Annotated in this window: 11 protein-coding genes and 1 pseudogene; 11 read left to right on the plus strand and 1 reads right to left on the minus strand. The window is 36.3% G+C overall.

Annotated features, from left to right (window positions below; all coding sequences use genetic code 11):
* Positions 1–1247: 1247 nt before the first annotated feature.
* Positions 1248–1642: pseudogene (locus AC1DUW_RS05500) on the plus strand (VOC family protein).
* A 113-nt stretch (positions 1643–1755) separates the two neighbouring features.
* Here AC1DUW_RS05500 and AC1DUW_RS05505 read toward each other — a convergent pair.
* Positions 1756–2433, minus strand: coding sequence for a DUF6944 family repetitive protein (locus AC1DUW_RS05505; RefSeq protein ID WP_379148257.1), 678 nt, complete (start codon positions 2431–2433; stop codon positions 1756–1758).
* Positions 2434–2657: 224 nt separating this feature from the next.
* On the opposite strand from AC1DUW_RS05505, the gene AC1DUW_RS05510 reads away from it, so the two are divergent.
* The 10 genes from AC1DUW_RS05510 (at position 2658) to AC1DUW_RS05555 (ending at position 12472) form a co-directional block, all read left to right on the plus strand.
* Positions 2658–3131 carry a YjdJ family protein gene (locus AC1DUW_RS05510; protein ID WP_477642159.1) on the plus strand — a complete coding sequence of 158 codons (474 nt, stop codon included), beginning with the start codon at positions 2658–2660 and terminating at the stop codon, positions 3129–3131.
* A gap of 474 nt (positions 3132–3605) precedes the next feature.
* Positions 3606–4193, plus strand: a complete 588-nt coding sequence (locus AC1DUW_RS05515; RefSeq protein ID WP_477642160.1) for a TetR/AcrR family transcriptional regulator — start codon at positions 3606–3608, stop codon at positions 4191–4193.
* Between the two features lie 348 nt (positions 4194–4541).
* Positions 4542–4781 (plus strand): hypothetical protein, encoded by a 240-nt coding sequence (locus AC1DUW_RS05520; RefSeq protein WP_252430986.1) that lies wholly within the window; start codon positions 4542–4544, stop codon positions 4779–4781.
* 512 nt (positions 4782–5293) lie between these two features.
* Positions 5294–5878 (plus strand): glycerol-3-phosphate 1-O-acyltransferase PlsY, encoded by a 585-nt coding sequence (gene plsY, locus AC1DUW_RS05525; protein WP_053347818.1) that lies wholly within the window; start codon positions 5294–5296, stop codon positions 5876–5878.
* Between the two features lie 255 nt (positions 5879–6133).
* Positions 6134–7426: a family 8 glycosyl hydrolase gene (locus tag AC1DUW_RS05530; RefSeq protein WP_477642161.1), complete on the plus strand. Its 1293-nt coding sequence runs from the start codon at positions 6134–6136 to the stop codon at positions 7424–7426.
* 163 nt (positions 7427–7589) lie between these two features.
* Positions 7590–7985, plus strand: a complete 396-nt coding sequence (locus tag AC1DUW_RS05535; protein WP_053347816.1) for a VOC family protein — start codon at positions 7590–7592, stop codon at positions 7983–7985.
* A gap of 197 nt (positions 7986–8182) precedes the next feature.
* Positions 8183–8314 (plus strand): hypothetical protein, encoded by a 132-nt coding sequence (locus tag AC1DUW_RS05540; RefSeq protein WP_477642162.1) that lies wholly within the window; start codon positions 8183–8185, stop codon positions 8312–8314.
* Positions 8315–8623: 309 nt separating this feature from the next.
* On the plus strand, positions 8624–8941 hold the full coding sequence (locus AC1DUW_RS05545) for a thioredoxin family protein (RefSeq protein ID WP_377376026.1): 318 nt from the start codon (positions 8624–8626) through the stop codon (positions 8939–8941).
* Positions 8942–9113: 172 nt separating this feature from the next.
* Positions 9114–9620, plus strand: coding sequence for an RrF2 family transcriptional regulator (locus AC1DUW_RS05550; RefSeq protein ID WP_053347813.1), 507 nt, complete (start codon positions 9114–9116; stop codon positions 9618–9620).
* 2 nt (positions 9621–9622) lie between these two features.
* The gene (locus AC1DUW_RS05555; protein WP_477642163.1) at positions 9623–12472 is read left to right on the plus strand and encodes a YhgE/Pip family protein; all 2850 of its coding nucleotides are present in this window, start codon (positions 9623–9625) and stop codon (positions 12470–12472) included.
* Positions 12473–12500 lie beyond the last annotated feature (28 nt).

A 12500-nucleotide genomic window follows, 5' to 3' on the forward strand; every position in this document is an offset into this window, starting at 1 on the left:
GCCCTTTTGTCATTTGTAATAGAAGAAAACTAATTAAAAACCGATAGTAAAAAGTGTAATCACTATGGCGAGTCCTATTATAACGAGTATTGTGGTTATAATTCCAGCATACTTCAATCGTCCTTTTTCTTTGGATTTGAAACCTAAAATCCCAAATATAATACTAGTTATCAAAAGGATAGGACCTAAGATGAAGGATACATAGGCCCATACAATCTGACTTCGGGATTCACCAACATCTCTAAAAAGTAAAATAATCAGTAATGCTCCTATGATACTTAAAACAAGTGAAAACAAACTATATTTACTCCTCAAGGTATCACCCCTAAATAATAAAATCTCGAGTGCATACTATCTATATGAACAAAAACCTTTTTATACCCACTCAAAAAAACTTACAAGTAAGTTACTAAAAGAATGATTTATAATAAGAAGGATCATATTCCTAAATCTTAAAGCAAGTAAACCACATCCAAAACCTACATTTCCTTGATAAAAAATGAAGTGAAAAAACAACGATTTATACCAAATAATGCTGATAATACTTTTTAGGTATGATTCAAGATAGGACGACTATAATAAATAATTTGAAAAATTGGTTTCCTAGAGTATTTGCTTTTGATAGTCTCGTTTGGACTTCAGTAGTTTGAACTTCAGACATGACACTTCAACTCATTTCAATTAATAGAATAAAACCAACTTTAGATAAATACATAGAGAAAAAGTGGGTGTGATTTTGAAAGGTGAAAAATTCAAGGAGTTTTTATTTGTATTTGGAACAAATACATATCTCATGTTGTTCTTTTTTAGTTTTGTGAAAATAAATTGGAATTATGATAATTTATATGATTTAAAACCCTATATAGGTGTCTTAGGGCTTATTGTTATAAATGGTTATATTGAAAGATCCCAGAATGTTTTATCAAAAAGAAGTTACTATTGGATTAGTATTTGTGCCTTACTCTTTAGTTTAATACTGCATATAGCCTTGACTTCTTAAAGAATTATTTGAATTTGCAACTATACATAGATTTTTAAGTTATAAGAGATCCATACTTTCGCACACTGAATCGTTTATACTGTACTTTTTGATTTGTTCATGTTGTTTGATTTGAATATTTTACCACTTAAAATCATTCTATCAAACTAAAGCTGTTTCAAGATCTTTTTCTAATATTGTTAATACCGTATAAACGTAAAGATGGTCTGTGGGATGTGTTTATTAGGATTTAGGTGGGGGATGACAGTTGTCAAAAGGACTTATTCATCATATTGAGCTTTATGTTTCTGATTTAAAAAGGACTGTTGATTTGGGGCTGGTTTTTAGAGGAATTAGGTTATGAACCTTTTCAAGAGTGGGAAAGCGGGAAGAGTTGGAGCATAGGTGAAATGTATATTGTCTTTGTCCAAGCAGAGGAACGATTTCTTGATGTTCCCTATCATAGGGGGAGAGTAGGTCTTAACCATTTAGCATTTCACGCGATTTCACGTCATCAGGTTGATGATATGACTCAAAAATTAAGGGACAAAGGAGTAAACATTCTCTATACTGACACTCACCCCATTCGCTGGTGGAAAGGAGCATTATGCTGTTTACTTTGAAGACCCAGATAGAATGAAAGTTGAATTAGTGGCACCTTAAGTATTTTCCATTATAGGAGAGTTAGTTTGATAAGATGAAGGAGAATTGCTAAGCAACCGCACTATATGATAAGGAGCTAACGACATCTATCTTTAGCTGTAGGTAGCCCTTTATCAGGTATTAGAGAAGGAATAATTATTATAAGAATAGGGATAAGAATTGCCGCTTCCGTTTTTCGGATTTTTCTCGTGTTCCTCTTGTTTAATGTGTTCAACCTCAAGGGTAATAGCATGAAGTAATATAAATGCACCAATAACTTGAATCCAGCTACCGACCAATAGAATCCGTTCTCCAAGTATACTTTTTTCGTTTAAAACGTAAATATTACCGATCGCTGCTAAAAAAGATCCTAAAGAAATGAAGCTATTTCCTATTATCGCAAGTTCCCTATAGGATGAATCCTCTTCAAGAAATGCACCTACTGCTTCAAAAGCTGCGCCAAGACCTTGGACTCCACTRCCAAGGGTATCTATTTTTACTCCCTCTTCCTCAGCACCATTTAGTTCAATACTTACTCCAACTGCATTTGTACTATTACCAGCGGCCTCAAGCCAAGCACCGAAGATAGTATATATTTGTGCTAGCTCCCTCTCTGGTTTTAAAAGCTTAGTTCTCCCGATGGCTTGCAACGAATTTCCGAATGCTTCAATCCCATTTCCTTTTACGATTAAATCTTTCCCCTGATCGCTGTGGGTGAAAGTTTGCTGGGTCTGCCCGATTGTATCAATAAGTGAACCAATACCTAGTACCCATGCTCCTGAAAGAAGGAGGTCTTCTCCACGAAATGTCATATTCCCAAACGCTCCTTAAAAGAGGTTATTTTATATTATTCATAAAACCAGTGTATGTTTACATAAACCTTCAAAGCCCACGTTTTAGGAATGATAGGTAGCCCATCGTTTGAAATTAACCGAAGCGTTTCTAATTATTAAGAAGATGAGGAAAGTTAGTTATATTTTACCTTTCAAATTATTGGTATAATGTAGGCAATTGTCTAGAGGTGGTGAAATTGTAAGTGAAATACATTTTTCAAATAGTAATTGCTACGCTGCTTCTTTTGTTTTTTACATTTTGTACGTGGTACGAAGGAAGCGAAATTTTAGATAACCCATGGGAATGGAAATATTCAGCTCACTTTTCACAGATGCTGAATGATCAAGTTGTGGATGCAAATGATATTTCAGATTTAGATTATTTCGTATATGCAGCTAAATTCAAACCATTGTTTCCTAGCCTTATGACAATTACAGCACTTTATATAATCATTCTTTTGGGATCGATGCTATTTAAAAGAAGTGCCAAAAAAATAGCTTTATTTCTTTCTGGTTTGGGAGTACTTTTACTACTTTTAAGCAGATTGGTATCTAATTCCCCGACTGCAGGGGGAAGTTTCTTCAATACTTTTTTTCTGACAAGTGGAATTTTATCCGTACTAATTGCTGCCTTATATTATTATCAAATGCCAGAAAGGCATAAGACTGGAGTATAAATGTACTTTATGCCTTTTGGAGTTAACTGAGCATTATTGGACGAATTAGCTGCTATTCATAAGCAGCTTTTTTTGTGCCGAAGCCTTTTTGAATAACCCTTAATCAATCAAAATGTCATTTTGATATTTATTTTGCGTGGATAACAAATAAAGGATCATATATATTAGCCTGACTAATATGTATGATCCTTTTATATCTTTTCAACAATCGCCCCCTTTAACTGAATAACCTGACTAACGTTTTAATCAAATTTATTTGTAATGAAACATCTTTATAGTCATTCAACCGTTTTTTTCAAAACAGCTTCTTTCTTTTTGTTCGTTTATCAAGATTAATAATATTAATTTGAGCAAACATTCATTTAAAGCTACAACAGTTGGGATTGGCATTATCAAAAAATCAATGTAATTTTATATTACGAATAAAAATATATTTTAATTCGTAATATAAAATTATGAAAGGATGAAATAGAGATGGCAAAAGGCCCAAAAGGATTTTCAGAACTTGAAATATCAGTAATTAAAGAGAAATTACGTTTAGAATGCGAACGAAGCTGGGCTGTATACGGATACAAAAAAACTAATGTTGGTGAATTATGTGAAAAAGTAGGCATCTCGGTTGGCACATTTTATATGTTCTATAACTCAAAAGAAGCTCTGTTTGTTGAAACGGTTGAAGCATTGCAAAACAATTTGAAGGCTTTTATGCAGGAGATGATATCTAAAGAACCAACAAAGCGGGGATTCGCAAATGCAATAAAATTGCTCTATCAGGAGTATGAAAAAAACAGTTTTTTATATTCTGTGAACAGTCCCGATTTTTTGGCTTTTTTGAATAAATTGCCACAAGAAAGTGTATCAAAACTGAAATTTGATAATGAGAATTTTTTCCATGATACCATTAAAAGTGTAGGGCTTAACTTATTAGTGAGCGAAGAACAAGCGTTTTCTGTCATCAGTGCATTATTGTCTATACTTAATGTTAAAGAACAATTGAGCTATAACCATGTCGAAGTATTTAACTTCATGTTGGACAATATCATAGATGAAATTTTTGAATAGGGAGATTTCAAAGTGGCCTATGCAAAAGAGGTACCCAATTTATGCAAGATAATTGGTGGGCAGCAAATGATTTAAAAGTTTAACTTGAAATCTGATTTATAAGGAGAAAAATTGAGATGCACTTAGATGTTAACTTTTATATCCCATTTTTAAGTCCGCAGTTATTATTACTTACTTCAATCGTATCTATTGCGATTGGATTATGTCTGACCATTCTTGGTCTTGTAAGAATAAAAATTTATAAAAAAAGTACGCTATCGTTGGTATGTATTGTTTTCGGTTCTTTAATTATCGTTTCACATATAATCCAAATAATTATGAGATCGCTTTAGAAGAGGAGAGATTAATATGCATGCCTTTGTTGGTAAATTAAATGGTTCATTTGAAAAAGTAAATAAGTTCTTTCGTATATCCATTCAGCTTCCCAATCCTAGTCAGAAAACAATACGAGTAGGTTCAGTATTCGGTACAGTATTCGGCCTGTTTTTACTAATTTTCGGCCTTATTGGAGGGTTTAAGTGGAGTACCATCGGTGGCTCATTAGTCGTTTTATCTAATTTAGGTAATTTACTGTCAAAGAAAAAATGATGGCATGTTAAAAAAATCAAAAGAAAATCGAATCTCCTATTTATTTTTAGATATTTTATTAGGGGTCTCGATAGCAAAATGCGGAAAACATACGCTAAGCAAAATATGACATCTAGAAAGCCGAGTTTTCCAACACTAGGGAAAATCGGCTACTTCATTTATTAAAGGAATAACGTCAGGAAATGAGGGATTACAGCATTAAATGTTTTTTCTTTCAATAAACCATTCGCAATATTATACACACCTAATGTATCAATTTATTATTTAGGGTCATGCCTATCCTTCTGATGGATGCATGACCTTTTTATATTTTTCAAATATATCCGTCAAGAAGTTGTTATGGTAATAATACGCGATGGAAAGATAATAGATAATGACAAAGACGTTAATGTGAAGGGTGTTCGTTAGTTCAACACTGGGGGAATAGTTAAGAAAAATAGCAGGGAAATAAGCATAATAAAACGAATATTAATATATAATTGAAACAAAAATTTCAAGTAAGAAGGTAACTTATGCTGAATATAATAACTCTCCTTTCAAGTTATTTAATTGGTTCAATCTCATTTGCTTTGGTTATCGGTAAATTGTTTTATAAAACCGATATTCGAGGATATGGGAGTGGGAACCTTGGAGCCACTAATACGTTTAGGGTTTTGGGAAAAAGAGCAGGAACTGCAGTAGCTATTGCGGATATATTAAAAGGTACTGTTGCTTGCCTACTCCCACAAATCTTTAATTCAACGGTTTCTCCTATATTGTGTGGCATACTCGTCATATGTGGACACGCGTTTCCTATCTTCGCAGGCTTTAAAGGTGGTAAGGCAGTGGCTACATCAGCAGGAGTGTTTATATTTTTATCTCCATTAGGTACATGTACTGCATTTATTGTGTTTCTTATTAGTTTGTTAACTTCTAAATATGTGTCTCTTAGTTCAATTTTAGCTAGTATTTCAATTTGTATTTACAGTTTTATATTTGAAGACAAGCTAATTATAGCACTCTCATTATTTATTAGCTTATTCGTCATTATTCTTCACAGAGAAAATATTAAGAGAATATTGAAGGGTACGGAAACTAAAGTAGGTAAGAAGAAATAATAGATTTGTCTAGCTAAACTAACAGGTGCACTGTATAGAGTGGTTGCTGAGACACCCTTTTTTTACTGATATAACGGAGCAGATTAGTTTAATAAATAATCGTAAATCAATGGTATTTTACTTAATCGGTGTTTGAGGGGATTGGAAATCCTAACAGCTCTTTGAATACATGGAAAATTGTCAGTTACATACAAATGTTTATGGCTCGCTCAATATTCTAAAGTAAATATAACACCATAATCTAAGGAGCCAGACATGAAAAAAAGAGTTAGCTTATTAATAGGCGTGATAGTAGTCGGTATCATTGCCTCGATAGCATTAGTGTATCAAAATACAAAAAAAGAGGTTGCCAGTAAAAGGCCGTTTCCTCAACATACAGTCTATCAATCTGGAACAATAAAACCAGACCATGTGTCACAAGAGGAGATGGATGATGAAGTAGCTGATTTTTATAAAACCTGGAAAAAAAAATATCTTAAGCAGCCTGTTGATAAAAATGATGAGTATTATATTTTTTACAATGATAAGGGGTATGCAGAGCCAAAAAACGCTGTTACCGTTTCCGAAGCGCATGGTTATGGGATGATGATAACCGCAATCATGGCGGGAAAGGATCATAAGGCCAAACAAAACTTTGATGGTCTCTATAGATTTTACAAGGCGCATAGCAGCAAAAATAACCCATCTTTAATGGCTTGGCAACAGGTAAAGAMTAAAAAGGGAGAAATTATTAATACGCCAGGGGATGTTGATTCAGCAACTGATGGTGATATGGACATCGCTTATGCGTTATTATTGGCTGATCAGCAGTGGGGAAGTAAAGGGGATATCGACTATCTTGCTAGAGCCAAAGACATTATTGAGGCCATCATGTTGAATGAAATAAATCAGTCGCAGTCTCTTATAAAACTAGGAGACTGGGCGGACGATAAAGATCATGTTTATGGGCAATCAACTCGTTCATCAGACCTTCTTCTAAATCATTTGAAGTCATTTGAGACCGCAACAGGGAATCATAAATGGAAAGATGTAACGGATAAGGCTTATACGATTATTCATTCTATTTATACAACAAAAAGTGGCAATACCGGTCTTATGCCTGATTTCATTGTACAATCTAAGGGAGTTTATCAGCCGGCTCAAGCTGATTTTCTAGAGGGGCCAAATGACGGTAATTATAGCTGGAACAGCAGTAGAATTCCTTGGCGCTATACGATTGATTACTTACTAACCGGTGACACTAGAGCGTTGGGGCAAATACAAAGGATGAACAATTGGATTAAAGAGGAAACACATGGCAATCCAGAAAATATTCAATCTGGCTATATGCTAAATGGAAAAGCGGTTGAGGAAGGAAATAGTACAAGCTTTGTTGCTCCATTCATGGTGAGTGCCATGGTTGATTCATCTAATCAGCTATGGATCAACAAATTATGGAGCAGAACGATACAGGAACACGACGATGATGACTATTTTGCTAATACGATTAAATTACAGACAATGATTGTGGTTTCGGGTAACTGGTGGGCCCCAGAATCCAACACATAAATGTAACAAGAAGTTCGATATATAAATTAACATTTTAGATTCTTTTTCAACTAAGGTGCTTGGGACATTAGTTTAAGAGGAAGCTTCAAAGAGCACCCTAAATATGATTATTGGAAAATCCATTGTTTAAAATAAGAAGCTATAAAAAGGAGTTTGATGATAAATGACAAAGGTTACACCATTCTTAATGTTCCAAGGAAATGCAGAAGAAGCCATGAATTATTACACATCTTTAATCGAAGATTCGGAAATAACCAGCATTACTCGGTATGGAGCAAATGAAGCAGGTGCTGAGGGAAGCGTCATGAAAGCTGCCTTTACGTTAAAGGGTCAGGAGTTTATGTGCATCGACAGTAATATCAAGCATGAATTTACATTTACACCTTCTTTTTCATTGTTTATTACATGTGATACTGAAGAAGAAATTGACAGGATTTATGAGAGTTTAACAGATGGTGGAGGAGTACTAATGCCATTAGCTGATTATTCCTTTAGTAAGAAATTCGGCTGGGTAGCTGATAAGTTCGGTGTTTCTTGGCAACTTACTCTTCCAATATAAATAATGATTGATGTAGAAAAGGTCACTAAATTAGTGGCTTTTTTTCATGGAATCAGCTGGTTTATAGGTTTTTTCCATTCCTAAGCCCTTTGTTACATACTCCATGGACATTCGGAGAAGTATACACTGGCATGCGGATTGCTAGATTAAAAGTAATATCATATAACTTTCGACAGCAGAAAGGAGGATTATGAAGTGTGAGCAAAGAGAGAGTTGAAACTGCGATTCGACGATATAAAGACTTTCTCGTCCATGTTTTTACCATTAATACCGTTAGCCAATATCAGATAAGAGGAGAATTCCAATCTATTTTCTTGCCAGATTCCTGACAGTGAGTTGGTTATTTTTGAGAAAAGCTGTCACTACCTGTTCATTGATCAAAATAGCGAATTCATCTTGAGAATTTCCTCATTCATAAATAAAAGATTTGGACTGCAAAAAATTGTGAACACTGAGGTTAGTAAATATGAAGGTTCAATAAGCAGGCATTAGACAATCAACTTAAACCGAGCATTAGTAAGATAGATCCAAGATAAACCGTTTGTACTGTGAAGGAATTAATTATATATTAATCCTAGAGTACCTTTATTCATGGATTAAAGTATGATGGGTAAGAAAAGAAAAGCTCGGAGGAGAAAATCATGAAAAATATTAGTGCAGAACAAGAATACCGTGAACAAATCAAACAAGAGGGACTAACAGTTGGGATTTTTACGACTACATGGTGTCCAGACTGCAAACGTTTAGACATGTTCATCGATGAAATCACTCAAGAACATCAAGATAAACAGTGGTTTACAATCGATCGTGATGAGTTCCCTGAGATTTCTGAAGAGCAAACGGTTATGGGAATTCCATCTTTATTAGTATTTAAAAATGGTGAAAAGATTGCTCATTTGCACAGTGCAAACGCTAAAACTCCAGAGGCAGTGAATGAATTTTTAAATAACCTATAAAAACATGGTAAAGTAAACCCCGCATGATGCTATCATGTGGGGTTTACTTTTTTTTAGAAATTTTTTCTAGAAATAACTTGATTTTTATAATGAAACGAGTTTTAATTATAGATACCGAATATCCATTATGGATATTAAACATCCATATACATACTTGAAGAGGTGAACTGATTTGCAATTAACAAAAGGGGTCGAGCAAGCTATATGCATCATTGTTATACTCTCTACCCAGGATAAAAATGTACCGCTTTCGTCTAATGAGATCAGCAGGAGATTAGAGGTGTCTCCTTCTTATTTGAAAAAAATCATAAGGAAATTGGTCGTTAAGCAGATAATCACTTCCGTTCCTGGTAATAATGGCGGCCTTTCTCTTGCCAAAAGTGTAGATAAGATTAAAAACCTTGAAATTATTGAAGCGATGGAAGGACCCATTTCGATGTTTCCGGATACGGGACTTATAGAAAAAGCGTTTAAAGATGGAGAGTATGCAGAGAAGGGGATGGACGTCCTTCGACGGATGTTTTCTCAGGCGGATGAACTTTTAATGGAGTTCTTTTCCAGACAAACAGTAGCAGATTTGCTTAAAGAGAGCTTTGGCACCACGGACATACCGACTCTTAATTGGAATTCGGCGTCATTGAGTGAAGTACTGCGGAAAAAGAAAGGTGAAAAAGAGTGAACATGCTTAAACAAGAATGGAAGCTTTTCCTTACAAATCGAAAACTGGTCGGTGTCGCAATCGTTTTACTGTTCGTTCCGATTATTTATGGGGGGTTATTCCTTAGTTCTGCTTGGAATCCATACGGATATACAGGTAAATTGCCTGTTGCAGTCGTGAATAAGGACGTGAAGGCGGAGTATGAGGGTAAAACCTTAACTGTCGGTAATGAGCTAGTCGAGCAATTAAAGGACAATGATGATTTAGAATGGCATTTCGTAACGGAAAAAGCGGCGAAAAAAGGGTTTGATGATGGTACATATTATATGGTCGTCACCATTCCAGAGGACTTTTCGAAAAATGCTTCAACCGTCATGGATGATAAGCCAAAAAAAATGAATTTAACGTATGACGTGAATCCTGGTCGCAGTTTTGTTTCTGAAACGGTCGGAAAACAGGCAACGAATAATTTGAAAACGGAAATTGCTGAAAGTGTCACAAAAGAATATGCTGAAGCGATCTTCTCACAACTGGATGAAATCGGAGATGGATTCGGCGATGCAGCAGACGGGGCATCAAAACTGGATGAGGGTGCTGAAAAACTGCATGATGGAAACAAAGAAGTGACGGAAAATCTGAATAAATTAGCTTCCAGTACATTAACTTTTAAAGATGGAGCGAATAAGCTTCAAATTGGCGTTGGCGAGTTTTTAGAAGGAGCCAATAAACTTGAAAGTGGCGCGTCGGAATTAAATAAAGGAATTTCACAATACACTTCCGGTGTCGGTCAGTTGCAAAAGGGTGCGGATGAACTCGCATCAGGCACAGGGGAATTAACTAATAATAGTGAAGCACTTATACAAGGTTCATCCCAACTTTCCACTGGGCTGGCCAAAGTGGTTCCAGGAGCCCAAACATTAAATACTGGATTGGCACAAGCGCAAACAGGCAGTGCGAATTTGAATGATGGGTTGAATCAATTATCACAAAATGCAAGCCAGCTGACGGACCAATCGACAGGAATCCCAAAAATGGCAGCAGGTCAGCAGAGTTTAAATGAGGGAATCAATAAACTGGCAGAAGGAAGCCAGGCGTTAAATGACGGCCTGAAAAAAATGGATGGCCAATTGCCCGGAGAAGAACAGCTGAGTCAGCTTAAGCAAGGACTGACAAGCATTCAAAGCGGTGTAAATCAATTGCAAGAAGCGGTTCCAGCAGGAAGCGGCACGTCCGGTTCCGTATCTGGCATTACTGAAGATCTCCAGAATAGCCAAGCAGCTTTAACTGAACTTCAATCAACGATAGCGAATAATGGACAAAGAACAATCAATGCCGTTCAAAACACGGAAGCATTCAAAAGCATGACCAGTGAACAACAATCCGAATTAATCGGAGCCATTCAAAATGAACTTCAAACCCAGGCGGAAGCACAAAAACAAATTGCATCGACTCTTGCTGCAAGTGTATCCGACTTATCAACGCAATTAACGGATAAAGTAATGCCAGTATTGAATGGATTAGGCCAGCTTCCAGAACAAGTGGCCAATTTAAATAATGCGGTGAATAAAGTCAATCCAAACGCCGTTTCAGCGTTAAACGGATATACGGCAATAAGGAACGCGCTGGAAGAACAATTGATTCCTGGTGCAACCCAATTAAATAGCGGCTTGAATGAAGCTGTTGAAGGCAGCAATCAATTAACGGCGGCAACACAAAGTTTAAATGAAAAGACACCAGAACTAGTGAAGGGGATCAACCAGTTAGCACAAGGCGGTTCCTCGTTAAATAATGGCCTATCAAAACTAACTGAGGGTTCTGGTCAGTTGGTTGATGGAGTTTCACAACTTCAAGCAGGATCATCCTCCTTTGGGAATGGTCTTGAGAAGTATGCATTTGGTGTTAGCCAAGTTGGTGAAGGGGCAAACAAACTTGCTAATGGGGCCAATCAACTGAATGCCAACTCAGCGGCCTTGAACGAGGGCTCATCAGCACTTGTTAAAGGCACTGAACAATTGGCAAGCAATCTGCCTACTTTAAGCAATGGAGTCATCCAGCTTGCCGATGGCGCAGGTAAGATCAATAAAGGTTCATCAGCACTTGCTGAAGGTTCCGGTAAATTGGGTGATGGAATCTCTTCACTAAAAGATGGAACGGTTGAACTTTCGGAAAAATTAAGTGATGGTGCAGAAGAAATAAGTGAAAATAAAACAACCGATGATAATTACAGCATGATTGCTGAACCGACACAGGTTAAAGAACAAAAAAGCAGTGACGTTCCTAATTATGGTCATGCTCTGGCTCCTTATGTATTATCTCTTGGGTTATTTGTAGGAGCTATTGCCTTCAATATGGGATTCCCGACAGGGTTGCCTTCTACAAGACCTACATCAGGAGTGGCATGGTGGTTCAGTAAATTTACGGTCCTATTTATCCAAGCAACGCTTTCAGCATTAGTGTTGGATGCGATCATGATTTGGGGAATGGATTTACAGGTCGAAAATATGGGGCAATTCATTGGGGTCTCCATACTGACTTCACTTACCTTCATGTTCATCGTTACCTTCTTGACTGTAGGATTTGGAAATCCAGGTCGTTTATTGGCGATGATATTCCTTGTATTACAGCTAGGTGCAAGCGGAGGAATGTTCCCTGTGGAGTTGACCAATAACTTCTTCAGTTCGGTTCACCCGTTCATACCAATGACATACTCTGTCATGGGCTTCCGTCAAGCGATGAGTACGAGCCTTGGAGCGGGTGCATTGACAACCAGTATAGTGTTCCTGACTGGATGCATAATTGTATTTAACCTACTCTTATTGCTAACAATGGTCATCAGGAAGCGCAAAGAACACAATGTTGAGCTGGATGCATAAATTTAAAAGAAAACCCCCGGTGCAATGC

The organism is Peribacillus sp. P4_C12 (assembly GCF_056402095.1).